The 25,570-nt window shown below is 72.5% G+C and carries 16 protein-coding genes; 11 read left to right on the top strand and 5 right to left on the bottom strand.

Features of this window, described 5'->3' with window-relative positions; translation table 11 throughout:
- The first annotated feature begins 167 nt into the window (after positions 1-167).
- A complete protein-coding gene (gene glgX, locus ACIQOE_RS36625; protein ID WP_399012791.1) occupies positions 168-2,399 on the top strand; it encodes a glycogen debranching protein GlgX in 2,232 nt (743 codons plus the stop codon).
- A 40-nt stretch (positions 2,400-2,439) separates the two neighbouring features.
- Here the strand turns inward: glgX and ACIQOE_RS36620 are convergent, their stop codons facing one another.
- From ACIQOE_RS36620 to ACIQOE_RS36605, 4 genes are read right to left on the bottom strand one after another with little or no spacing between them, the layout of a single operon-like run.
- Positions 2,440-3,084 (bottom strand): response regulator, encoded by a 645-nt coding sequence (locus ACIQOE_RS36620; RefSeq protein WP_401416273.1) that lies wholly within the window; start codon positions 3,082-3,084, stop codon positions 2,440-2,442.
- Positions 3,074-4,318: a sensor histidine kinase gene (locus ACIQOE_RS36615; protein WP_365558832.1), complete on the bottom strand. Its 1,245-nt coding sequence runs from the start codon at positions 4,316-4,318 to the stop codon at positions 3,074-3,076. The genes ACIQOE_RS36620 and ACIQOE_RS36615 overlap by 11 nt, the downstream gene beginning before the upstream one ends.
- A gap of 29 nt (positions 4,319-4,347) precedes the next feature.
- Entirely contained in the window at positions 4,348-5,082 is a 735-nt protein-coding gene (locus ACIQOE_RS36610) for an ABC transporter permease (RefSeq protein ID WP_365558830.1), read from the bottom strand.
- Positions 5,079-5,987, bottom strand: a complete 909-nt coding sequence (locus ACIQOE_RS36605; RefSeq protein ID WP_401416269.1) for an ATP-binding cassette domain-containing protein — start codon at positions 5,985-5,987, stop codon at positions 5,079-5,081. Before ACIQOE_RS36605 ends, ACIQOE_RS36610 begins: the two co-directional genes overlap by 4 nt.
- Positions 5,988-6,183: 196 nt before the next feature.
- Here ACIQOE_RS36605 and ACIQOE_RS36600 point away from each other — a divergent pair, with 196 nt between their 5' ends.
- The 7 genes from ACIQOE_RS36600 (at position 6,184) to ACIQOE_RS36570 (ending at position 18,242) form a co-directional block, all read left to right on the top strand.
- On the top strand, positions 6,184-8,037 hold the full coding sequence (locus tag ACIQOE_RS36600) for an ABC transporter ATP-binding protein (protein ID WP_401416266.1): 1,854 nt from the start codon (positions 6,184-6,186) through the stop codon (positions 8,035-8,037).
- Positions 8,034-9,911 (top strand): ABC transporter ATP-binding protein, encoded by a 1,878-nt coding sequence (locus ACIQOE_RS36595; protein WP_401416263.1) that lies wholly within the window; start codon positions 8,034-8,036, stop codon positions 9,909-9,911. Before ACIQOE_RS36600 ends, ACIQOE_RS36595 begins: the two co-directional genes overlap by 4 nt.
- Positions 9,912-9,933: 22 nt before the next feature.
- Entirely contained in the window at positions 9,934-11,700 is a 1,767-nt protein-coding gene (locus ACIQOE_RS36590) for an ABC transporter transmembrane domain-containing protein (protein WP_401416261.1), read from the top strand.
- A complete protein-coding gene (locus ACIQOE_RS36585) occupies positions 11,697-13,439 on the top strand; it encodes an ABC transporter ATP-binding protein (protein ID WP_401416259.1) in 1,743 nt (580 codons plus the stop codon). The genes ACIQOE_RS36590 and ACIQOE_RS36585 overlap by 4 nt, the downstream gene beginning before the upstream one ends.
- 289 nt (positions 13,440-13,728) lie before the next feature.
- The gene (locus ACIQOE_RS36580) at positions 13,729-15,762 is read left to right on the top strand and encodes a M4 family metallopeptidase (RefSeq protein WP_401416257.1); all 2,034 of its coding nucleotides are present in this window, start codon (positions 13,729-13,731) and stop codon (positions 15,760-15,762) included.
- Positions 15,763-16,012: 250 nt separating this feature from the next.
- Positions 16,013-17,656 carry a M4 family metallopeptidase gene (locus tag ACIQOE_RS36575; RefSeq protein ID WP_401416255.1) on the top strand — a complete coding sequence of 548 codons (1,644 nt, stop codon included), beginning with the start codon at positions 16,013-16,015 and terminating at the stop codon, positions 17,654-17,656.
- Positions 17,657-17,726: 70 nt separating this feature from the next.
- Complete coding sequence (locus ACIQOE_RS36570) at positions 17,727-18,242, top strand: DUF1990 domain-containing protein (RefSeq protein ID WP_351323398.1); 516 nt, start codon at positions 17,727-17,729, stop codon at positions 18,240-18,242.
- Positions 18,243-18,309: 67 nt separating this feature from the next.
- Here ACIQOE_RS36570 and ACIQOE_RS36565 read toward each other — a convergent pair whose 3' ends face one another.
- Complete coding sequence (locus ACIQOE_RS36565; protein ID WP_401416252.1) at positions 18,310-20,934, bottom strand: glycosyltransferase family 1 protein; 2,625 nt, start codon at positions 20,932-20,934, stop codon at positions 18,310-18,312.
- 218 nt (positions 20,935-21,152) lie between these two features.
- Here ACIQOE_RS36565 and ACIQOE_RS36560 point away from each other — a divergent pair, with 218 nt between their 5' ends.
- The 3 genes from ACIQOE_RS36560 to ACIQOE_RS36550 form a co-directional block, all read left to right on the top strand.
- The gene (locus tag ACIQOE_RS36560; protein ID WP_401416250.1) at positions 21,153-22,355 is read left to right on the top strand and encodes a S8 family peptidase; all 1,203 of its coding nucleotides are present in this window, start codon (positions 21,153-21,155) and stop codon (positions 22,353-22,355) included.
- 265 nt (positions 22,356-22,620) lie between these two features.
- On the top strand, positions 22,621-24,684 hold the full coding sequence (locus tag ACIQOE_RS36555; protein ID WP_365558814.1) for an alpha-1,4-glucan--maltose-1-phosphate maltosyltransferase: 2,064 nt from the start codon (positions 22,621-22,623) through the stop codon (positions 24,682-24,684).
- The coding region (locus ACIQOE_RS36550; RefSeq protein ID WP_401416247.1) for an alpha-amylase family glycosyl hydrolase at positions 24,681-25,570 on the top strand (890 nt) is incomplete at its 3' end. The genes ACIQOE_RS36555 and ACIQOE_RS36550, both read left to right, overlap by 4 nt.

Genomic DNA, 25,570 nt, shown 5'->3' with positions numbered 1-25,570 from the left:
GACGAGCTGGGGAGCCGCCGCGCCCGTGCGAGAGCCGTCACGGGCGTGCCCGTAGCGAGCCGCCGACCGTACCCGGGACCGGGAGTCCGGGCACGGCCGGCCGGCCGGACACGGGTCGCGCGCGCCCCGCGGATCGGCGAGCCGCCGAACGACAAAGGGGCCGACAGGTGACGAGCGCAGCCGAGCAGCAGGGGGCACGGGCGCGGGCCCCGAGGGCGGACGCCCCCGTGGTGAACGGGACGGCCCTGCCCGTCCCGGCCGCCTGGCCGGGGTCGTCGACCCCGCTGGGCGCCCGGTTCCGGGTCGGTCCGGACGGGGTGGCCGGCACCAACTTCGCCCTGTGGGCGGCCGGGGCCGAGGCGGTCCGGCTCTGCCTCTTCGACGAACAGGGGCGGGAGACGAGGATCCCGCTGACCGAACTGACGCACGAGATCTGGCACGGGTTCGTGCCGGGCGTGCTGCCGGGCCAGCGGTACGGCTACCGGGTCGACGGCCGCTGGGACCCGTGGACCGGCGCTCGCTGGAACCCGGCGAAACTGCTGCTCGACCCGTACGCGCGTGCGGTGGACGGCGAGTTCGGGCTGCCGCCCGAGGTGTACGGGCACGTCCGGGACTGGCCCGACCAGCAGGTCGCCGACACCGTCCGGGACGACCGGGACTCGGCACCGCACGTCCCCAAGGGCGTGGTCGTGCACGACGACGACGACTGGTCGGACGACCACCGCCCGAAGACGCCGTGGGCGGACTCCGTCATCTACGAGCTGCACGTGCGCGGCTTCACCAGACTGCACCCGGGCATACCCGCCGAACTCCGCGGCACCTACGCGGGCCTGGCCCACCCGGCCGCCGTCGAGCACCTCGTGAACCTCGGCGTGACGGCGGTGGAACTGCTGCCCGTGCACCAGTTCGCGCACGAGGACCACCTGCTCAAACGGGGCCTGCGGAACTACTGGGGCTACAACTCCATCGGCTACTTCGCCCCGCACGCGGCCTACGCCGCCTCCGGTACGACGGGACAGCAGGTCGGCGAGTTCAAGCGGATGGTGCGAGCGCTGCACGCGGCCGGCATCGAGGTCGTCCTCGACGTGGTCTACAACCACACGGCCGAGGCCGGGGAGCTGGGGCCGACGCTGTCCCTGAAGGGCATCGACAACCGCGGCTACTACCGGCTCCAGGACGACGCCCGCCGGTTCGCCGACTACACCGGCTGCGGCAACACGCTGCACGTGGTCAGGCCGCACGTCCTGCGCCTGATCACGGACTCGCTGCGGTACTGGGTGACCGAGATGGGCGTGGACGGCTTCCGCTTCGACCTGGCCGCCGCGCTGGCCCGCTCGATGCACGACGTCGACATGCTCTCCCCCTTCCTCGCGGTGATCGCCCAGGACCCGGTGCTGCGCCGGGTGAAGCTGATCGCCGAACCCTGGGACGTGGGCTCCGGCGGCTACCAGGTCGGCGCCTTCCCGCCGCTGTGGACCGAGTGGAACGACCACTACCGGGACGCCGTCCGGGACTTCTGGCGCGGCGCCCTCCCGGACGTCCGCGACCTCGGCTACCGCCTCTCCGGCTCCAGCGACCTCTACGCCTGGGGCGGCCGGCGGCCCTACGCGTCCGTCAACTTCATCACCGCGCACGACGGTTACACGCTGCGCGACCTGGTGTCGTACCAGGCCAAGCACAACGAGGCCAACGGCGAGAACAACCGCGACGGCGCCGGCGACAACCGGTCCTGGAACTGCGGGGCGGAGGGCGAGACGGCCGACGAGGACGTACGGGCCCTGCGCAGGCGGCAGTTGCGGAACCTGCTGACCACCCTGCTGCTGTCGACGGGTGTCCCGATGCTGGTCGCCGGTGACGAACTGGGCCGCACCCAGCGCGGCAACAACAACGCCTACTGCCAGGACAACGAGATCAGCTGGCTGGACTGGACCCTGCTGGACGATCCGGACTGGCGGCCGCTGTTCGACCTGACCTCCCGGCTGATCCGGCTGCGCCACCGCCATCCGGTGCTGCGCCGCCGCGCCTTCTTCTCGGGCCGCGCCCACTCGGCGGACGGGCTGCGCGACCTCGCCTGGTTCACCGCGCAGGGCGAGGAGATGACCGAGGGCGACTGGTACGCGCCCGCCGCCACCCTCGGCATGTACCTCTCCGGGCGGGACATCCCGGGCCGGGACGAACGCGGGGCGCCGGTCCTGGACGACAGCTTCCTGACCGTCCTGCACGCCGGTGACCGCCCGGCACAGTTCCTGCTGCCGGGCCCGCCGTGGGCGGAACGCTACGAGGTGCTGGTGGACACCTCGCGGGAGGACCAGCAGGAGGCTCCCGGGGCGGTCCACGAGGCCGGGACGGCGATCACGGTGCCGCCCCGGACGGTGCTGCTGCTCAGGGTGGCCGGCTGAGGTCCCGCGGTCCGGCCCGGTCCGGCGTCCGGCGGCGCCCTCAGCCGAGGATCCCCCGCTGGTAGGCCGTCGCGACCGCCGCCGCCCGGTCGTTGACGCCGAGCTTGCCGTAGAGGTGGGTGAGGTGGGTCTTCACCGTGGCCTCGCTGATGAACAGTTCGCGGGCTATCTCGCGGTTCGACGTGCCCCGCGCGACCAGCGCCAGCACCTCGCGTTCGCGGGCGGACAGCGGCTCGTTGCCGGGGGCGGCGGGGGCGCGGACGGCGGAGACCAGGCGGGAGGCGACGGCCGGGGAGAGGACGGTGCGGCCCTGGGCGGCGGCGCGGACCGCCGTGAACAGCTCCTCGCGCGGGGCGTCCTTGAGCAGGTAGCCGGTGGCGCCCGCCTCGATGGCGGGCAGGGTGTCGGAGTCGGTGTCGTAGGTGGTGAGGACCAGCACCTTGGCGCGGGCGCCCCGCCGGGTCAGTTCCCGGATGGCGTCCACTCCGCCGCCGCCCGGCATCCGCAGGTCCATGAGGACGACGTCGGGGTCGAGTTCGCCGGCGAGCACCACGGCCGCGACGCCGTCCGGGGCCTCGCCGAGGACCGTGAATCCGGGGGCGGCGGCGAACATGCCGCGCAGGCCGTCGCGGACGACGGGGTGGTCGTCGACGATCAGCAGGGAGATCGGGCGGTCAGCTGTCATGGCGGACCAACGGTACGCGTGCCGACAGGGCCGTGCCGAGCCCCGGTTCGGACTCCACGGTCAGGGCGCCGGCGATGCGCTCGGCGCGGGCCCGCATCCCGTCCAGGCCGAAGCCGCCGGCGCTGCTGCGGGCGGGCAGCGCGAGGGGGTCGAAACCGGCGCCGTCGTCACGGATGTCGAGGATGACCTCGTCGCCCGCGTAGGAGAGGGTGACGCCGACGCGGGAGGCGCGGGCGTGCCGTGCCGCGTTGGACAGCGCCTCCTGGACGATGCGCAGGAGCGTGGCCGCGACCTCCTCGTGCAGGTGCTCGGCGGTGCCGGTGAGGACGAACTCGGCCCGGGTGTCGGTGCGTTCGGCCCATTCGGTGACCGTCTTGCGCAGCGCCTCGGGCAGTGCGTCGTGCTCCAGGGCGACCGGGGCCAGGTTGTGCACGGAGCGGCGGGCCTCGCCCAGGCTGTGCCGGGCCAGGTCCAGGGCGCGGCCGGTGTGCTCCTCGGCCGCCCGCGGGTCGGGGGTGTTGAGGACGACCTGGAGCTGGGCGATGATCCCGGCCAGCCCCTGGGCGATGGTGTCGTGGATCTCGGCGGCCAGCCGCCGGCGCTCGTCGGCGACCCCGGCCTCCCGGGCCTGGACGAGGAGCTGCGCGTGCAGCGCCGCGTTCTCCTGAAGGGCCTGGCGCAGCGCGGCGATGGTCTCGGTGCGCTCGCGGGAGCGCTGCTTCTCCTGCTCGTTGAGATGGGAGATGGCCATCTGGAGCACGGAGTTGACGGCCAGCAGCACGCCGAACAGGCTCCACTGCAGGGTGCTGCGCAACGGCATCCCGCCCGACTGCGCGCCGGCCACGGTGACCGCGCTCGCCAGCAGCCCGAGCCGCCGCCACCGGCGCGGCAGCAGTTCGTCGGCGTCCATGTAGCCGGTGGCGGCGTAGAACGCGAAGAACGGGTTGAGCCAGGCGAGCGCGAAGGCGAGCGCCCAGCGCACCGCGTAGTAGGCGCTCCCGGCGGCGGAGGGCGTACGGCCGCGCTCGGCGCGGCGGAACCGGGTGGCGTGCCACCACAGTTGGAGCAGGACCGCGGCGCCGACCAGGGACCAGGCGGTCCACCACAGCGCGCGGGGGGTGTCGGGGCCGGCGGTGGCGACCCCGAGGACGATGCTGATGCCGAGGAACCCGAACGGCCCCCAGGTGTGCAGTTGCTCCCAGCGCCGGTCGATCCGGTGGTCCTCGGCGGTCATGTCCCCAGTCTGCACGGCCGGCCTCCCCCCTACTCCCAGCGGAACCAGCGGGCGGCACCGGCGGTCAGCAGGACCGTCCAGGCCGCGAGCACGCCCAGGTGGTCCCAGCCGGGCCAGTGTCCCGCGGCGGCCTGCGCCAGCGCACGGGCCGCCGCGCCGAACGGCGTCGCCTCCACGACGCGGGCCATGGCGTGCGGCATCTCCTGGACCGGGATCCACACGCCCGCGCAGAACATCATCGGGAAGAAGACCGCCGAGCCGATCGCACCCGCGATCTTCGTGGTGCGGGACAGCGCCGAGACGAGCGAGCCGAGGGCGAGGGCCGCCGCGGCCGCGAGCAGCAGCGCCAGCAGGTAGCCGGCCGGCTGCTCCGGCAGCCGTACGCCGAAGGCGAGCCGGCCGACGAGGAGCGCGAGCAGCGCCGAGCCCAGCGCGACCGTGCCCTGCACCGCCATCTGCGCGGACAGCAGCGCGGAGGGCCGCACGGGGGTGAGCCGCATCCGGCGCAGGATGCCGCGCTCCCGGTGGCCGGTCAGGGCCTGCGGCAGGGTCTGCACCCCGGACATGATCAGGGCGATCAGCACGGCGATGGGGACGTACGCGTCGACCGGCCGCAGCCCGCCCAGCGACGCGTCGGCGCCCCGGAACGAGGGGATCGAGCCGAGGATCACCAGCAGCAGCGTCGGGAAGAGGAACACCCAGAAGACGGCGCCGGGTTCGCGGCGGAAGAGACGGAACTCGGTGCGCAGGACGGCGGTGTTCATACCGCTTCCTCCTTGGTCAGGTCCAGGAACGCGTCGTCCAGGGTCGCGTCCACGACCCTGAGCTGGTGGGCGGTGACGCGGTGCCGGGCGAGCAGGGTGATGACCGCGTTCACGGTCTCGTCGGTGCCGGAGAGCGTGACCCGGCCGTCCTTGTGCTCGATCGAGGCGAGGGCCGGGAGCGCGGCCAGGTCCTCGTCGTCCAGCGGGGACGAGGGCGTGAAGCTGATGTGGGTGGCCCCGGCGGAGCGGCGGATCAGTCCGGCCGGGGTGTCCAGGGCGGCCACCCGCCCCTTGTCGATCACCGCGATCCGGTCGCACAGCCGCTGCGCCTCCTCCATGAAGTGCGTGACGAGGAGCACGGTGACGCCCCGGTCCCGGACGTCCTCGATCAGCTCCCAGGTGTCGCGCCGGGCCCGCGGATCGAGCCCGGTGGTCAGTTCGTCCAGGACCACGACCCGGGGGTTCCCGATCAGGGCCAGCGCGATGAACAGGCGTTGCCGCTGGCCGCCGGAGAGCTTGCCGAACCGGGTGGCGAGCCTGTCGGTGAGCGCGAGCCGTTCGGCGAGCGGTGCCCAGTCGAGCGGCGCCGGGTAGAAGGAGGCGTACAGCTCCAGGGCCTCGCGGACGGTGAGTTTGGGCTGCAGCTCGCTCTGCTGGAGCTGGGCGCCGAGGACGCGGGCGACCTCCTGGTGGTCGGCGGCCGGATCGAGGCCGGTGACCCGGACGCGGCCGCCGTCGGGCACTCGCAGTCCCTCCACACATTCCACGGTGGTGGTCTTGCCGGCGCCGTTGGGTCCGAGGATCCCGAAGATCTCCCCTTCCTCGACGGCGAGACTCACCCCGTCCACGACGGTCCGGCCGCCGTACGACTTGCGCAGGTCTGTCACTTCGATGACGGATGGCATGCGTCGAGGGTCCCGTCCGGGCCGGGCACGGCACATCGCCCGGCCCGCTGGAAAGCGCATCGGCCGATCGGTTGATGCGCGGGCTCCGGTCGTCCGACCGCCCGAACGTTCCCCCAGGTCGTAGGACCACCGGCGGAGGCGGGTCCGGCCAAAACTCGGTGGGCGTTGTCAGTGGCGTTCCGTAGGCTCGCTCCTGATGCCTCCGACACGTGCAACCACCGAGGACCGGTCCGCCGGCCGTACCCTGCTGCGCCTGTGGCCGTACGTACGGCCGGTCCGGGTGCGGCTGTCCGTCGCCGCGTTCGTCGCGGTGATCGCCTCCTGCGTGGGACTGGTCATCCCGCTCGTCCTCAAGTGGATGGTGGACGGTCCGGTGGCCGACCGCGATCCCGGCGGGGTCTGGCTCGGCGCGCTGTACCTGCTGCTGCTCGGGATAGCCGAGGCGGTGCTCTTCGGCCTGCGGCGCTGGCTGGTGGCGCGGCCGCTGTCCCGCGTGGAGGCGGGCATGCGGGCGGACCTCTACGGCCACCTGCAACGGCTGCCGGTCGCCTTCCACGACCGCTGGGCCTCCGGCCAGTTGCTCTCCCGGGCCACCACCGACCTGATGCTGCTGCGCATGTTCCTCGCCTTTCCGCTGACCTTCCTCCTGGTCAACGGGGTGACCATCGTCATCGGCGTGCTCATCATGCTGCTCCAGGACTGGACGCTCGGCCTGGTCATCCTCGTTCCCACCGTCCCCGTGATGTGGACGTGCGCGGTCTTCGAGAAGCGGTACGCGGCGGTGGCCCGGCTCGCCCAGGACCAGGTCGGCGACCTGACGACGGTGGTCGAGGAGAGCGTGCTCGGCATCCGCATCATCAAGGGGTTCGGCAGGCACCGCAGTCAGGCCCGCGCGTTCCGCGACCTGGTGTGGACGCTGCGGGGCACGGAGTTGCGCAAGGCGCGGATGCTGGCGGCGATCTGGGGGGTCATCGTGACCCTCCCGGAGCTGGCCATCGGAGCGGCCCTGGTGTGGGGGTCGGTGCAGGTCGCCGAGGGCGAGCTGAGCGCGGGGACGCTGGTGGCGTTCCTGTCGACGGCGCTGGCGCTGCGCTGGCCGGTGGAGTCGATCGGGTTCCTGCTGGCGATGAGCCAGGAGGCGGCGACGGCGACCGAACGGTACTTCGAGGTGCGGGACGCGGTGCGGGAGGACGCGGGCCGAAAGGACGCGGCTTCGGGTGCGGGCCGGCGGGGACCGGGCGCGCAGTTCCCCGCGCCCCTTCGGGGCGCCGCTCCCCAGGCACCCGGATCAGCTCCCGCGGCCGACAACGATGGCATCCGCTTCCGGTCCGTCTCCTTCCGCTACCCCGACGCCGCCCCCGGCTCACCGCCCACCCTCGCCGAGATCGACCTGCACGTCCGCACCGGCGAGTCCATGGCCCTGGTCGGCGCCACCGGCAGCGGGAAGACCACCCTCACCGCCCTCGTCCCGCGCCTGCACGAGACCACGTCGGGACACATCACCCTCGACGGCCGGGACATCACCGCCATACCCCGCGAGGAACTCCGCTCCCTGGTCGCCGTGGCCTTCGAGGAACCCACCCTCTTCTCCGCCTCGGTCGGCGAGAACGTGCTGATGGGCGCCGGTGACGGAGCCGGCGCACCGGAGCTGGAGCGGGCCCTGGCCATCGCCCAGGCGGACTTCGCGCACGCCCTGCCCGCCGGCACCGCGACCCAGGTCGGCGAGCAGGGCCTCAGCCTCTCCGGCGGCCAGCGCCAGCGCCTCGCCCTGGCCCGGGCGGTCGTGGGACGGCCCCGCTTCCTCGTCCTCGACGACCCGCTGTCCGCCCTGGACGTGCACACGGAGGCGGCCGTGGAGGCGGCCCTGCGCGAGGTGCTGTCCGGCACCACCGCCCTGATCGTCGCCCACCGCCCCTCCACCGTCCTGCTCGCCGACCGCGTCGCCCTGCTCTCCGACGGCCGGGTCACCGCCGTCGGCACCCACCAGGAACTGCTCCGCGGCAACGCCGAGTACGCCCGCCTGATGTCCGGGGAGGACCACCGCCGATGACCGCCGCCACCTCCCTGCCCGCCCCCGACGAGGACGACGAACGCTCCCGCCGCGCGGCGGCCGCCGACGCCGCGTCCGCCACCGGCGACCCCTTCGACCGGGACGTCCTGCCGGTGCCGCCCGGCGCCACGGCCGCCCTGCTGCGCTCGCTGCTCGCGCCGCTGAAGGCACGGGTCGCCGTGACCACGGTCCTGCTGCTGTTCCAGCAGGCCGCCGCCCAGGCGGGCCCGCTGCTGGTGGCCTACGCCATCGACCGCGCCGTACCGGCGTTCCGCGCCCACGACCACGGTCCGCTGATCGCGGTGGGAGCCGGGTACGCGCTGAGCGCCCTGCTTTCCGGCGGCCTCCAGTACGCCTTCATCGAGGCCTCCGCGCGCGTCAACCAGGACGTCCTCCTCGACCTGCGCGGCCGTATCTTCCGGCACGCGCAGGCCCTGAGCGTCGACTTCCACGAGCGCTACACGTCCGGCCGGCTGATCTCCCGCTCCACCACGGACGTCGAGTCGCTGCGCGAGCTGCTGAGCGAGGGCCTTCAGGAACTCGTCACGGTCATCCTCTCCTTCGTCTACATCTCCGCGATGCTGCTCTGGCTGGATCTGGGCCTGGGCGCGGTGGCCGTGGCCTCCTTCGTGCCGCTCTACCAGCTGATCCGGCTCTACCAACGGCGCGCGGTGCGGGTGTACAAGACGCGGTCCACGGCGATCGCGGCGGTGATCGTGAAGTTCGTGGAGACGATGAACGGCATCCGCCCGGTGCGCGCGTTCCGCCGGGAGGCCGCCAACGACGCCGAGTTCGCGGTCCTCAACCACCGCCACGAACGCACCAACGGCGACGCGCTCCTCGAAATGGCCCGGTACGTCGTCGGGTCCCGGCTGGTGGCCAACACCTCGGTCGCGGTGATCGTGCTGTGGGGTGCCTACCGGGTGGCGTCCGGCTCGCTGGAGCTGGGAGTCCTGGCCGCCGCCGTCCTGTACCTGCGGCGGCTGTACGACCCGATCGACCGCCTCGGCATGTTCCTCAACTCCTACCAGTCGGCGGCCGCCTCGCTGGAGAAGATCGCGGGCCTGCTGGCCCAGACCCCGTCCGTGCCGGAGCCCTCGGTCCCGCGGGACCTGCCCCCGCTGGAGGGCGAACTGCCCGGCCGCCAGGTCGTCTTCGACGGGGTCCGCTTCGCCTACCGCACCGGCGGCGAGGTGCTGCCCCGCTTCGGCCTCGCCCTGCCGGCCGGGCAGACGGTCGCGGTGGTCGGCTCCACCGGCGCCGGCAAGTCGACCCTCGCCAAGCTGCTCGCCCGCTTCTACGACCCGACCGAGGGACGGGTCCTGCTGGACGGCGTGGACCTGCGCGAACTGAGCGTGCCCGCACTGCGGCGCGGGGTCGTGATGGTCACCCAGGAGGCGTTCCTGTTCTCCGGGACGGTCGCCGACAACATCGCCATCGGCCGCCCGGACGCCACCCGCGAGGAGATCGAACAGGCGGCCAAGGCGATCGGCGCCCACGAGTTCATCGCGGCCCTGCCCGACGGCTACGACACCGACGTCCGCAAGCGCGGCGGGCGCATTTCGGCCGGGCAGCGCCAACTGGTTTCCTTCGCACGCGCCTTGCTCGCCGACCCGGCGGTGCTGATCCTCGACGAAGCGACCAGTTCGCTGGACATCCCGGGCGAACGGGCCGTGCAGCGGGCCATGTCGACGGTGCTGAAGGGCCGTACGGCGGTGGTGATCGCGCACCGGCTGTCCACCGTGGAGATCGCCGACCGGGTCCTCGTGATGGAGCACGGCCGGATCGTGGAGGACGGCCGCCCGGCCGAACTCATCGCGGGCACCGGCCGGTTCGCGGACCTGCACCGGGCGTGGCGGGACAGTCTGGCCTGACGGACGGGAACGGGGGCGCAGGGTGATCGACGCGTACGAGGATCCGGGCACGCCCGACACACGCGGCGGCTGGTCCTACCTGTGGTGGCTGGTGCGCCGGCAGCCGGGCCGCTCGCTGGCCGGTGCGCTGCTGGCCAGTGCCTGGCTGACGCTGATGGCCGGCGCGCCGTACCTGATGGCACGGGCCGTGGACGACGGCCTGGTGCCGGGGCGGACGGGCGTGCTGGCCGGGTGGACGGCGGCGGTCTTCGTCCTCGGGGCGGTCAACGCGTGGATCAGCATCATGCGCCACCGCACGATGACCCGGGTCCGCATGGACGCCTACTTCCGCACGATCAAGGTGGTCGTCGGCCACGCGGTGCGGCTCGGGGCGGCGCTGCCCCGACGGGCCGGAGCGGGTGAGGTCGTCACGATCGGCGTCGGGGACGTGCACACCATCGCCCAGGCGCTGACCGTCGTGGGACCCGGGGTGGGCGCGGTCGTGGTGTACGGGGTGGTGGCCGGCCTGCTGATGCCGATCTCGCCGCTGCTGACCGGTGTGGTCCTGCTCGGGGTGCCGGTGGTGGCGCTGCTCGCGGGCCCGCTGACCCGGCGGCTCCAGGGCAGGGAGACCGAGTACCGGGAGCGCCAGGGCGTCCTCACGGCCCGCATCGGCGATCTGGCGGGCGGTCTCCGCGTCCTCAACGGCCTCGGCGGCAAGGGCCTGTTCGCGGACGCCTTCCGCCGGGACTCGCAGCACCTGCGCGTGCAGGGCTATCGGGTGGGCGCGGTCGCCAGCTGGGTGCAGGCCCTGGGCGTCGGCCTGCCCACGGTGTACCTGGCGGTGGTGACCTGGATCGGCGCCCGGATGGCCGCCCGCGGGGAGATCACGGTGGGCGAGCTGGTGTCGGTGTACGGCTATGTCGCGGTCCTGGTGGGCCCGGTGGCGTTCTTCCTGGAGATGGGCTACCAGCTCAGCCGGGGCGTGGTGGCCGCGCGCCGGGTGGTCCGCCTGCTGCGTCTGGCCCCGGAGCCGGACGAGGGCACCGACCGGGCGCCGGGCGGTCCCGCGGTCCTGCACGACCCGGAGTCGGGGGTGCGGGTCCGGCCCGGCCTGCTGACGGCCCTGGTGGGGGCCGCCGGGGCGGAGACGGGGGCGGTGGTGGACCGCCTCGGGCGTTACGCCCCGTCGGACGTGACCTGGGGAGGCACCCGCCTGGACGCCGTCCCGCTGCGGGACGTCAGGTCCCGCATCCTGGTGGCCGACCACGAGTCCCACTTCTTCGCCGACACCCTCCGCAACTCCCTCGCGGGCGCGGGGAACCGCGCGACCGGCCCGGACGCACCCGCGGCCGGCGGAGCACCCGAGCACGCGCCCCCGGACGCGCGAACCGCCCGTGCCCTCCACGCGGCCGCGGCCACCGACATCCCGCAAGCCCTCCCCGACGGCCTCGACTCGGAGCTCTCCGCCCAGGCCCGCAACCTCTCCGGCGGCCAGCGCCAGCGGGTCCGGCTGGCGCGGGCGCTGCTGGCCGACCCCGAGGTCCTGCTCGCCGTCGAACCGACCTCGGCCCTCGACGCCCACACCGAGTCCCTCGTCGCGGAGCGGCTGGGCACCGCCCGGGCCGGCCGCACCACCCTCCTCACCACGACGTCACCGCTGATGCTGGCCCGCGCCGACGAGGTGGTCTACCTGGTCGACGGCAAGGTCGCGGCGACCGGCACGCACGAGGGCCTGCTGGAGCACGAGCCCGGCTACCGCGCCCTGGTGGCGCGGGACGCGGAAGAGGAAGAGGAGGCCGTGCGGTGACGCCGAACCAGCTCCCCGTCGCCGGACGGACCGCCGTGCGCAGGGCCCTGGTCCGTCTGGTGCTGGCCGACCGCGGGGCCTTCGCCGCCGCCCTGCTGCTGAACGCGCTCGCCGCCGGCGCCGGACTGGCCGGCCCGTGGCTGGTGGGCCGGATCGTGGACGCGGTGCGGGCCGGCCGCGGCGTCGGCGCCGTGGACCGCCTCGCCCTGTGGATCCTGCTCTGCGCGCTCGTCCAGCTGCTGCTCGCCCGCTCCGCCCGCTACCTCGGCCACCGGTTCGGGGAGCGGACCCTGGCCCGGGTGCGCGAGGAGTTCGTGGACCGGGCGCTCGCGCTGCCCGCGTCGGTGGTGGAGCGGGCCGGCACCGGGGACCTGACCGCGCGCGGCACCTCGGACGTGGGCACCGTCGGCACCACGCTGCGCGACGCCGGGCCCGAGCTGCTGGTCTGCTCGGTGCAGGCGCTGTTCGTGATGGCCGCGGTGTTCGCGCTGGACCCGGTGCTGGGCGCGTGCGGGGTGCTCGGCCTGGCCCCGGTCTGGCTGGCGCTGCGCTGGTACCTGCGGCGGGCCAGGGACGGCTATCTCACGGAGGGCGCAACGACGTCCGGGGTCGCGGAGATCGTCACGGCGACGGTGGCGGGCGCGCGTACCGTGGAGGCGTTCCGGCTCCAGGAGCAGCGGATCACGGCGGGCCGGCAGGCGCTGGAGGCCAACCGCAAGGCCCGCTTCCACACGCTGTACCTGCGGACCGTCTTCTTCCCCGCGGTCGAGGTGTCGTACTCGGTGCCGGTGGCCGGGGTGCTCCTGCTCGGGGGGCTGCTGCACTCCGGGGTCGGGGTGGTGGTGTCGGCGGCGCTGTATCTGCGGCAGTTCACGGAGCCGCTGGACCAGATCCTGATGCGGGTGGAGCAACTCCAGTCCAGCGGTGCCTCGTTCGCCCGCGTGGAGGGGCTGGCGCAGGCTCCGCGGACGGCGCCGGAGGGCGGGTCGGCGGTGCCCGCGGGCGACCGGATCGACGTGCGCGGGGTGCGGTTCGCCTACGAGCGGGGCGGCGAGGTGCTGCGCGGGGTGGATCTGACGGTGCGGCCCGGGGAGCGGCTCGCGGTGGTCGGGCCGTCCGGCGCCGGCAAGACGACGCTGAGCCGGCTGCTGGCGGGCGTGGACGCGCCCGGGTCGGGCACGGTGACGGTGGGCGGGGTGCCGATCGCCGGGCTGGAGCCGGAGGTGCTGCGCCGCCAGGTCGTCCTGGTCACCCAGGAGCACCATGTCTTCCTCGGCACGGTCCGGGACAACCTGCTGATCGCCGAACCGGCCGCGGGCGACGCGGATCTGTGGTCGGCGCTGGCGGCGGTCGGCGCCGACGGGTGGGTCCGTGGCCTGCCCGGCGGGCTCGACGCGGTGCTGGGCGCGGGCGGGCGGGCCACGGACGGCTCGCAGGCGCAGCAGCTCGCGCTCGCCCGGGTGGTCCTGGCGGATCCGCACACGCTGATCCTGGACGAGGCGACGGCGCTGCTGGACCCGGCGACGGCCCGGCACGCCGAGCGCGCGCTGGCCGCCGTGCTGGCGGGCCGTACGGTCATCGCCATCGCCCACCGGCTGCACACCGCGCACGACGCCGACCGGGTGGCCGTGATGGAGGGCGGCCGGCTCACCGAACTCGGCACCCACGAGGAGCTGGTGGCGGCGGGCGGGGCGTACGCGGCGCTCTGGGCGACCTGGCACGGCGACACGACGGTGTGAGATCCGGTCACCTGCCGAACGATCCGCATACCGAACATGAACATCCGGTCAACGAACCATTTCCGGCCAAATTCCTGACGCGGTCCTGACAGATCGCGTTTTCTGGTGCCACTCTTCCCACGGCCGACCCACAGCAACCCCACAGGATCACCCCGTCGCTGCCGGGTCCGGCACTGCACGCGTACGTGGTTCCGCGTTCCGCCTGTTCCGCAGTTCTGCCCGGACGGCCCACCCGCCGTCCGGATCTCCCCTGGCCGTGCGACCCGCGGCCACGCAGAAGGAGTCAGTGTTGAGAAGCAGTTCCTCTCGCAGACGCACCCCCCACCGCACCGCAGTAGTTGCCCTCGCGGGCGTCTCCGCCCTGATCGCCGCGGCCGTCCAGTCGGGCGCCGCCAGCGCCGCCCCGGCCGCGCCGCACTCCGCCGGGATCAGCTCCGCGCACGCCGCCGTCAAGCTGTCGCCCTCGCAGCGCGCCGAGCTGCTGCGTGACGCGAGCGCCGACCGGACCGCCACCGCCAGGGCGATCGGCCTCGGCAGCCAGGAGAAGCTGGTCGTCAAGGACGTCGTCAAGGACGCCGACGGCACCGTCCACACCCGCTACGAGCGCACCTACGCGGGCCTGCCGGTGCTCGGCGGCGACCTGATCGTCGACACCGCCAAGTCGGGCGCCACCGAGCGCGTGATCAAGGCGAACAACGCCGCGCTCAAGGTCGCGGACCTGACCCCGGCGGTCAGCGCGGCGAGCGCCGAGAGGACGGCCGTCTCCCGCGCCGAGTCCCTCGGCTCCACGAAGTCGGCCGCGGACGGCGCCCGCAAGGTGATCTGGGCCGGCTCCGGCACCCCCGTCCTCGCCTACGAGACGATCGTGGGCGGCTTCCAGGACGACGGCACGCCGAACCAGCTGCACGTCATCACCGACGCCGCCACCGGCAAGAAGCTCTTCGAGTACCAGGGCATCGAGAACGTCACCGGTACCGGCAACACCCAGTACAGCGGCACGGTCTCGCTGTCGACGACCCAGTCGGGCTCGACGTACAACCTGACCGACGGCGACCGCGGCGGCCACAAGACGTACAACCTGAACCACGGCACCTCGGGCACCGGCACGCTGTTCTCCCAGTCGAGCAACACCTGGGGCAACGGCACCACGTCGAACGCCGCCACCGCGGGCGCCGACGCGCACTACGGGGCCGCCGAGACCTGGGACTTCTACAAGAACACCTTCGGCCGCAGCGGCATCAAGAACAACGGCGTCGGCGCCTACTCGCGCGTCCACTACGGCAACTCGTACGTGAACGCCTTCTGGGACGACGGCTGCTTCTGCATGACCTACGGCGACGGCTCCGGCAACGCGGACCCGCTGACCGCCCTGGACGTGGCCGGCCACGAGATGAGCCACGGTGTCACCTCCAACACCGCGGGCCTCAACTACTCCGGCGAGTCCGGCGGCCTGAACGAGGCCACCTCGGACATCTTCGGCACCGGTGTGGAGTTCTACGCCGCCAACTCCACGGACGTCGGCGACTACCTCATCGGCGAGAAGATCGACATCAACGGCGACGGCACCCCGCTGCGCTACATGGACAAGCCGAGCAAGGACGGCGCGTCCAAGGACAGCTGGTACTCGGGGCTCGGCGGCCTGGACGTGCACTACTCGTCCGGCCCGGCGAACCACTTCTTCTACCTGCTGAGCGAGGGCAGCGGCGCCAAGGTGATCAACGGCGTCAGCTACAACTCGCCGACCGCCGACGGCCTTCCGGTCACCGGCATCGGCCGGGACAAGGCGCTGCAGATCTGGTACCGGGCGCTCACCACCAAGTTCACCTCGACCACCAACTACGCCGCCGCCCGCACCGGCACCCTCGCGGCGGCCGGTGAGCTGTACGGCACCACGAGCGCCGAGTACAAGGCGGTCCAGGACGCCTGGGCGGCCATCGCGGTCGGCTCCCGCTCCGGCGGTGGCGGCGGGGGCGGCACGTCGTACGAGAGCACCACGGTGGTGTCGATCCCGGACAACGGGCCCGCGGTCACCTCGTCCATCGCGGTCTCCGGCCGCACCGGGAACGCGCCGACCAACCTCCAGGTGACGCCGAACATCAGCCACACCTGGCGCGGCGACCTGGTGGTCGACCTGGTCGGCCCGTCCGGGACGTCCTACCGCCTGAAGAACTTCAGCTCCTCGGACTCCGCGGACAACGTGACGGACACCTACACGGTGAACGCCTCGTCGGAATCGGCCAATGGGACCTGGAAGCTGAAGGTCCAGGACCAGGCCGCGCAGGACGTCGGCAAGATCAACAGCTGGAAGCTGACCTTCCCGTAAACCGCAGGACACGGGTGCGGGCCACGGGCGCCGTCCGGGGGTTCGAGTCCCTCGGGCGGCGCTCGTTTTACACGGCGGCAATGTTCACCGGACACCTGCTTTTCAGCCAACATCACTTCAGGGTCCTGACATGTACGCGACCTTGATGTCACTCTTCCTTCACCCGTCGCACAGCAAAGCAACTTCACCACCCCACAGCCGGTCCGGTCACCCCACACCGCCCGGACTCCCCACACCTGAAGGAGCTTGAGTGAGCCCCCTCTACGCGCGTCACAAGCGCACCACTCTGGCCATCGCCACCGCTGTCGCCGCCGGCGCCCTGCTGACCACGGGCCTGACCACCAACGCCTCGGCCGCCGCCAAGCAGCCGCTGGCCGCCGCCCCCACCCTGCTCTCCAACTCCGCCCGCACCGCCCTCATCCAGAAGGCGCAGGCGGACGTCACCGAGACCGCGCAGCAGATAGGCCTCGGCGCCAAGGAGAAGCTGGTCGTCAAGGACGTCGTCAAGGACGTCGACGGCACCGTCCACACGCGCTACGAGCGCACCTACGCGGGCCTCCCGGTCCTCGGCGGCGACCTGGTCGTGCACACCTCCGAGGCCGGCAAGACCGAGGGCGTCACCAAGGCGACGAAGGCGGCCATCAAGGTGGCCTCCCTCACCCCGCAGATCAGCACCGCCAAGGCGGAGAAGTCGGCGCTGGGCGTCGCCAAGACCCTCGGCTCCACCAAGTCGGCCGCCGACGGCGCCCGCAAGGTCATCTGGGCCGGCTCCGGCACCCCCGTCCTCGCCTACGAGACGGTCGTGGGCGGCTTCCAGGACGACGGCACGCCCAACCAGCTGCACGTCATCACCGACGCCGCCACCGGCAAGAAGCTCTTCGAGTACCAGGGCATCGAGAACGCCACCGGCACCGGCAAGAGCCTCTACTCCGGCACCGTGAGCCTCAGCACCAACCTGTCGGGCTCGACGTACCAGCTGTACGACACCACGCGCGGCGGCCACAAGACGTACAACCTGGCCCGTGGCACCTCCGGCACCGGCACGCTGTTCACCGACGCCGACAACACCTGGGGCACGGGCACGGCCTCCAGCTCCTCCACCGACCAGACGGCCGCCGTGGACGCGGCCTACGGCGCCCAGGAGACCTGGGACTTCTACAAGGCGACCTTCGGCCGCAACGGCATCAAGAACAACGGCGTCGCGGCCTACTCGCGGGTCCACTACAGCAGCGGCTACGTCAACGCCTTCTGGGACGACAGCTGCTTCTGCATGACCTACGGCGACGGCTCCGGCAACACCCACCCGCTGACCGCCCTGGACGTGGCCGGCCACGAGATGAGCCACGGTGTCACCTCCAACACCGCGGGCCTCAACTACAGCGGTGAGTCCGGCGGCCTGAACGAGGCCACCTCGGACATCTTCGGCACCGGCGTCGAGTTCTACGCCGCCAACGCCTCCGACCCCGGTGACTACCTCATCGGCGAGAAGATCAACATCAACGGCAACGGCACCCCGCTGCGCTACATGGACAAGCCCAGCAAGGACGGCGGTTCGGCCGACAACTGGTCCTCGTCGGTGAAGAACCTGGACGTGCACTACTCGTCCGGTGTCGCCAACCACTTCTTCTACCTGCTGTCCGAGGGCAGCGGCGCGAAGACCATCAACGGGGTGTCCTACAACTCCCCGACCTACAACGGCTCCACGGTCACCGGCATCGGCCGGGCCAAGGCCCTGCAGATCTGGTACAAGGCGCTGACGACGTACTTCACGTCGACCACCAACTACAAGTCGGCCCGCACCGGCACCCTGTCGGCGGCGGCGGCCCTGTACGGCTCCGGCTCCACCGAGTACAACACGGTGGCGGCCGCCTGGTCGGCCGTGAACGTCACGTGACCTGATCACAGCGCTTACGGGCGGACCCCGGGACGACGTTGTCCCCGGGGTCCGCCCTACGCTCTCCCCCATGTCCTTCACGTACGAGGCGGTCGGCGCGACGCTCGACGACCTCGCCGCCTGCCCGCCCGGCTTCCACCCGCTCCACGTGCGCACGCGCATAGGCGAGGGCGCGGAGGTCTTCCGCAAGGCCGCCGAGGCGGTCCTCACCTGGGAACTCCACCGCGCCCTGGGCGTCGGCATCGAAGCCTCCGCGGACCGCGCGGCCACCGGCGTCGACGTCACCGTCAGCCTGGCCGGCCTGATCAAGGCGCCCTGCCGCATAGTGTGGACTCTCGAGGAGTCCCGCCGGGCCGGCTGGGCCTACGGCACCCTGCCCGGCCACCCCGAGTCCGGCGAGGAGGCCTTCCTGGTCACCCGCACCGGCGACGGCACGGTCTGGCTGACCGTCGCCGCCTTCAGCAGGCCCGCCAAGTGGTACGCCCGCGCGGGCGGCCCGGCGACCCGGGGCCTGCAGCAGGCCTACGCGCGCAGGTGCGGCAAGGTGCTGCGCGGTCTGTGCGCGGACGAGCCGGACGCGTTCTGACCGGGCGCCCGCGCACCGTCCGGCGGCCAGGGCGGACCGCTCCGCCCGGGCCGCCGGACCGCCCGCCTCACCGCATCAGCACCCCCGCGCCCTCCCCCGCGCCCTGCGACGGCGCGGTCACCAGCCCCAGTTCCGCGCCCGACGCCAGCAGGCGGTGGGCGGGGAGGATGCGGACCGTGTAGCCGTAGGGGCCGGTGCGGTCCAGGGACAGCGGGCCCTCGTAGGTCCAGTGGCCCTCCAGGTCCGGGCCTCCGGTCGGCTTCAGCGGCACCGTCGTCGCGTCCGTGATGCGGTCCTCGGAGTCGACGCGGCCGGAGACCGCCTGCACCTCCACCTCGTCGGGCGTGAGGTCGCCGAGGCGGACGCGGACGCGCAGGGCGAGCGTGGTGCCCAGTTCGGCGGTGGCCGTGGTGACGGCCGCCTCGACGTGGTCCACGGACACACCGTGCCAGGCCGCCCGCGCCCTGACCTTCCACGCCGCCAGTCCCGCCGCCGCGTCCGGGGTCATGGACCGGTGCGCGTGGGCCGCCGGGGTGTACAGGCGCTCCACGTACTCGCGGACCATCCGGCCCGCCAGCACCTTGGGACCCAGCAGGGTCAGCGTCTGGCGGACCATCTCGATCCAGCGGTCCGGGAGCCCGGAGCGGCCCCGCTCGTAGAAGCGGGGGGTCACCCGCTGTTCGAGGAGGTCGTACAGCGCCGCCGCCTCGATGTCGTCCCGGCGGTCGGGATCGGTGGCGGCGCCGTCCGCCGTCGGGATCGCCCAGCCGAAGTCCGGCTGGAACCATTCGTCCCACCAGCCGTCCAGCACCGACAGGTTGAGGCCGCCGTTCAGCGCCGACTTCATCCCGCTGGTCCCGCACGCCTCCAGCGGGCGCAGCGGGTTGTTCAGCCAGATGTCGCAGCCGGGCAGCAGCTTCTGCGCCATCGCCATGCCGTAGTCGGGCAGGAAGACGATCCGGTGCCGCACCCGCGGATCGTCGGCGAACCGGACCAGTTCCTGGACCAGCCGCTTGCCGCCGTCGTCCGCCGGGTGCGCCTTGCCGGCCACCACGACCTGGACCGGCCGCTCGGCGTGCAGCAGGAGGTCCATCAGCCGGTCGCGGTCGCGCAGCATGAGCGTGAGCCGCTTGTACGAGGGCACGCGCCGGGCGAAGCCGATGGTCAGGACGTCGGGGTCGAGGGCGTGGTCGATCCAGCCCAGTTCGGCGGTGCCCGCGCCGCGCTGCCGCCAGGAGGCGCGCAGCCGCTCCCGTACCTCCAGGACCAGTTGCTCCCGCAGGTTCCGGCGCAGGTCCCAGATCTCCTGGTCGCCGACGTCGGCGACCGCGTCCCAGCGCTCGGTTCCGCCGACGGTCAGCGCCTCCTCGGTGCGGCGGTCGCCGAGCTGCCGCGCCCCCAGCCGGACCACCTCGGGCGCCACCCAGGTCGGGGCGTGCACGCCGTTGGTCACGGAGGTGATCGGCACCTCGTCGGCGTCGAAGCCCGGCCACAGCCCGGCGAACATCTCCCGGCTGACGTTGCCGTGCAGCAGCGACACGCCGTTGGCGCGCTGGGCGAGCCGCAGGCCCATCACGGCCATGTTGAAGAGGTTGGGCTCGCCGCCGGGGTAGGTCTCCATCCCGAGGCGCAGGATGTGTTCCACGCCGATGCCGGGGAGTTCGGCGTCCGGGCCGAAGTGGTGGGCGACCAGCTCCCGGTCGAAGCGGTCGATGCCGGCCGGGACCGGGGTGTGGGTGGTGAAGACGGTTCCGGCACGCACCGACTCCAGCGCGGAGTCGAAGTCCAGCCCCTGTGCGCACAGCTCGGCGATCCGCTCCAGGCCGAGGAACCCGGCGTGCCCCTCGTTGGTGTGGAAGACCTCGGGCTCGGCGTGTCCGGTCAGCCGGCAGTACGTCCGTACGGCCCGCACACCTCCTATGCCGAGCAGCATCTCCTGGAGCAGCCGGTGCTCGCTGCCGCCGCCGTAGAGCCGGTCGGTGACCCCGCGTTCGCCGAAGTCGTTGTCCTCCACGTCGGAGTCCAGCATCAGCAGCGGGACCCGGCCGACCTGGGCCAGCCAGATCCGGGCCCGCAGCACCCGGCCGCCGGGCAGCGCCAGCGAGACGTGCGCCGGGGTGCCGTCGGCCTCCTTCAGCGGCACCACGGGGAGTTCGTTCGGGTCCAGGACGGGATAGTGCTCCTGCTGCCAGCCGTCCCGGGACAGGGTCTGCCGGAAGTAGCCGTGCCGGTACAGCAGGCCGACGCCGATCAGCGGTACGCCCAGGTCGCTGGCCGACTTGAGGTGGTCGCCGGCCAGGATGCCGAGGCCGCCGGAGTACTGCGGCAGGGCGGCGGTGATGCCGAACTCGGGCGAGAAGTAGGCGACGGCCGCCGGCAGCTCGGCGGCCTGCGGCCGGGACTGGTACCAGCGGTCGCCGGTCACGTAGTCGTTGAGGTCGTCCGCGACCGCCGTCAGCCGGCGCAGGAACCGGCGGTCGCCGGCCAGCTCGGCGAGCCGCGCCGGCGGCACGCTGCCGAGCAGCCGCACCGGATCGCCCTCCGAGGCGGCCCAGCGCTCGGGATCGACGGACTGGAAGAGGTCACGGGTCTCGGTATGCCAGGACCAGCGCAGGTTTCGCGCCAGGTCGCTGAGCGGACGGAGGGGTTCGGGGAGAACGGGACGGACGGTGAACCGACGGATCGCCTTCACATTCCACTCCACGCGTTCGTGGTGAGAGCCGTACGGCGGTGTGCGGCTCGGCGTCCCTCAGACGGTACCGGTGTCGGGGCGGCCGCCGTCGGAGCTCGGCCAACGGACCCCCGGCTCCGTCCCCCGGCGGAGGGACCGGGACGCGCCGTGCGCCCTTGTGGGACCCGGCGCCGGACGAGACCCTGCCCTCCTGAGCCGAGGAGGGGGAACGCGCCGTCATGCCGAGGAGGAACGACCGGCGTCCGCGTCCGGTGGGGGGCCTGACCGCGGTCGTCACGGCCGTGGTGCTGTCGTCGGCCGCCCTGCCCGCGCACGCCGTACCGGAGGGGACCGTCGCGGGTGCCGGGCGGCCCGGCTCGGTCGCCGGGAGCTATCTGGTGACCCTGCGAGAGGGGATCAAGGGGGCGTCGGCGTCCGGCAGGGACGTGGCCGGCCGCTACGGGGCGACAATCAGCCATACTTACGGCAGTGTGCTGAACGGCTACGCCGTCCGGGCAAGCGCTGAACAGGCCCGGCGGCTCGCCGCGGACCCGCGCGTCACGTCCGTCGTCCAGGACAGCCGGGTGCGGCCGGCGCGCACCCAGACGGACCCGCCGTCCTGGGGGCTGGACCGCGTCGACCAGGCGGGACTGCCGCTCGACCGGTCCTACCGCCGGCCTGCGTCCGACGGCGCGGGCGTCACCGTCTACGTGATCGACACCGGCGTCCGGATCGGCAGCCGCGACTTCGGCGGCCGGGCGAGCTACGGCTGGGACTTCGTCGACGGAGACGGCTCCGCCGGTGACGGCAACGGCCACGGCACCCATGTCGCCGGCATCGTCGCCGGGACCCGGTACGGGGTCGCCAAGAAGGCCAGGGTGGTCTCGGTACGGGTGATGGACGACACGGGCGCCGGCACCACCGCGCAGGTCATCGCCGGTATCGACTGGGTCACCGCGCACGCCCGCAGACCGGCGGTCGCCAACCTCAGCCTGGGCGGTGCGCACAACGCCCGACTCGACGCCGCGGTACGCCACTCGATCAGGTCCGGGGTGACCTACACGGTCGCCGCCGGCAACAACGCGCGCCCTGCGGCGGGTTACTCACCGGCCGACGTGCCGCAGGCCCTCACCGTCGGCGCCACCGACCGCACCGACGCCCGCGCGGCCTTCTCCGACTACGGCCCGGCCGTCGACCTGTTCGCCCCGGGCGTGGCCATCACCTCGGACTCGAACCGGAGCGACACCGCCACCGCGACCGGCTCCGGCACGTCGATGGCGGCACCGCACGTGGCGGGCGCCGCCGCGCTCTATCTCGCCGACCGTCCGAGAGCGACTCCGGCCCGGGTCGCCGCCGCCCTGATTGCGGGGGCGGCGAGCGGGAAGGTGTCCGATGTGGGGCCAGGGTCCCCGAACCGGCTCCTGCGGGTGCCGGAACCGTAAAGCGTTTTCCGTGTGCGAACACGCCACCGGCCCCGTTCGTACGCAAACGGGGCCGGTCTTGTGTGTAGACATACGGCCGAGTAGTTAACAAAGTGCCGGATTGCCCACCCGAACACTGTGGGAAGGCTCCTCCGGTACACCCCAAGGACACAGCGCTGACACCCCGTACAGGTAGACCCTCAAGTACACCTTCGGATACAGCCGCAGGACCCGTCCCGTCACCAGCCATCCGCCCACACCCTCGTTGCCGCGGACAGGAGCGGTCATGCCCGCCACGCACCAGTCGTCAGCACCTCCGACCCAGCGCACGTCATCCCGTGCCGCACCGCCCGAACAGCCCGCGGACGAGGCCACCGCCGTCGGCCGCATCCCCGTCCTCGACGTGCGTCCCCTGGTCCAGCAGGGCCGCCGGCCCGCCAAAGCGGTGCCGGGGGAGTCGTTCGAGGTCACCGCCACCGTCTTCCGGGAGGGTCACGACGCCGTCGCCGCCAACGTGGTCCTCAAGGACCCCAAGGGCCGCCGCGGTCCGTGGACCCCGATGCGCGAACTGGCCCCCGGCACCGACCGCTGGGGCGCCACCGTCACCGTCGACGGGAAACCGGGCCGTTGGACCTATCAGGTCGAGGCCTGGGGAGATCCGGTCGCCACCTGGCGGCATCACGCCCAGATCAAGATCCCGGCGGGCATCGACACCGGTCTGGTCCTGGAGGAGGGTGCCCGGCTCTACGAACGGGCCGCCGCCGGGGTGCCGAAGAACAAGAAGCGGGACGTCCTGCTGGCCGCCGCGGAGGTCCTGCGCGACGAGGACAGCCCGGCTCCCTGGCGCCTCGCCGCCGCGCTCAGCCCCGAGGTCGACAAGGTCCTGGCGCGGTATCCGTTGCGGGAGTTGGTGTCCTGTTCGGAGCCGTTGCCGTTGCTGGTGGAGCGGGAGCGGGCGCTGTACGGGTCGTGGTACGAGTTCTTCCCGCGGTCGGAGGGCACGCCCGAGCGGCCGCACGGCACGTTCCGTACGGCGGCGCGCCGGCTGCCGCAGATCGCGCGGATGGGTTTCGACGTCGTCTACCTTCCGCCGATCCATCCCATCGGCACGACGTTCCGCAAGGGCCGCAACAACACCCTGGGTGCGGGGCCCGAGGACGTGGGGGTGCCCTGGGCGATCGGTTCGCCCGAGGGCGGCCACGACGCGGTCCACCCGGATCTGGGCACGGTGGAGGACTTCCGCTGGTTCGTCGCCGAGGCCGCCCGGCACGGCCTGGAGATCGCCCTGGACTTCGCCCTGCAGTGCTCCCCGGACCATCCCTGGGTGGAGAAGCATCCGGAGTGGTTCCACCACCGGCCCGACGGGACCATCGCCTACGCCGAGAACCCGCCCAAGAAGTACCAGGACATCTACCCCGTCGCCTTCGACACCGACATGGCCGGGATCATTGCCGAGACGGTGCGGATCCTGCGGCACTGGATGGACTGCGGCGTGCGGATCTTCCGGGTCGACAACCCGCACACCAAGCCCGTGGTGTTCTGGGAGCGCGTGATCGCGGAGATCAACCGGACCGATCCCGACGTCATCTTCCTCGCCGAGGCCTTCACCCGCCCCGCGATGATGCGGACCCTGGCCCAGACCGGGTTCCAGCAGTCGTACACGTACTTCACCTGGCGCACCACCAAGCAGGAACTCACCGACTACCTCACCGAGCTGTCCGGCGAGTCCGCCGCCTGGATGCGGCCCAACTTCTTCGCCAACACCCCCGACATCCTGCATGCCTACCTCCAGCACGGACACCGTCCCGCCTTCGAGGTCCGTGCCGTCCTGGCCGCCACCCTCTCCCCCACCTGGGGCATCTACAGCGGCTACGAACTCTGCGAGAACACACCGCTGAAAGAAGGCGGCGAGGAGTACCTCGACTCCGAGAAGTACCAGCTCTCACCCCGCGACTGGACCCGCGCCGACACCGAGGGCATCGCCCCCCTCATCACCCGCCTCAACACCGTCCGGCGCGCCAGTCCTGCCCTGCAGCAGCTGCGTGATCTCCACTTCCACCACGCCGACCAGGAATCGGTGATCGTCTACAGCAAGCGGAGCGGTTCGAACACGGTTCTGGTGGTCGCCAACCTCGACCCCCACCACACCCAGGAGGCCACGGTCTCGTTGGACATGCCGCAACTCGGCCTGAACTGGCACGAGTCGGTACCGGTGCGCGACGAGCTCACCGGCGAAACCTTCAACTGGGGCAGGGCCAACTATGTGCGCCTGGAACCGGGTCGACGACCCGCGCATATCTTCACGGTGCTGCGACCGTCCCCGCAGATCGGAGGGTCACCCACAATATGATCGTCAACGAACCCGTCCCGGACACCTTCGAGGACACGCCGGCGAAGGACCGGGACCCCGACTGGTTCAAACGCGCCGTCTTCTACGAGGTCCTGGTGCGCTCCTTCCAGGACAGCAACGGTGACGGCATCGGCGACCTCAAGGGTCTGACCGCCAAGCTCGACTACCTCCAGTGGCTCGGCGTCGACTGCCTCTGGCTGCCGCCCTTCTTCAAGTCACCCCTGCGGGACGGCGGTTACGACGTCTCCGACTACACCGCCGTCCTCCCCGAATTCGGTGACCTCGCCGACTTCGTGGACTTCGTCGACGCCGCCCACCAGCGCGGCATGCGCGTGATCATCGACTTCGTCATGAACCACACCAGCGACCAGCACCCGTGGTTCCAGGAGTCGCGCAAGGACCCCGACGGACCCTACGGCGACTACTACGTCTGGGCGGACGACGACAAGCAGTACCAGGACGCGCGGATCATCTTCGTCGACACCGAGGCGTCCAACTGGACCTACGACCCGGTCCGCAAGCAGTACTTCTGGCACCGCTTCTTCTCCCACCAGCCGGACCTCAACTACGAGAACCCGGCCGTCCAGGAGGAGATCCTCTCGGCGCTGAAGTTCTGGCTGGACCTCGGCATCGACGGTTTCCGGCTGGACGCGGTGCCCTACCTCTACCAGCGCGAGGGCACCAACTGCGAGAACCTGCCGGCCACCCACGAGTTCCTGAAGCGGGTGCGCAAGGAGATCGACTCGCAGTACCCGGACACCGTGCTGCTGGCGGAGGCGAACCAGTGGCCGGAGGACGTCGTCGACTACTTCGGCGACTACGCCAAGGGCGGCGACGAATGCCACATGGCGTTCCACTTCCCGGTGATGCCCCGCATCTTCATGGC

Origin of the sequence: Streptomyces sp. NPDC091282 (assembly GCF_044757385.1) — a bacterium.
Taxonomy (GTDB): domain Bacteria; phylum Actinomycetota; class Actinomycetes; order Streptomycetales; family Streptomycetaceae; genus Streptomyces; species Streptomyces gramineus.
Note: the sequence above shows the minus strand (reverse complement) of the source record. Positions and strands in the feature narration are given on the sequence as shown.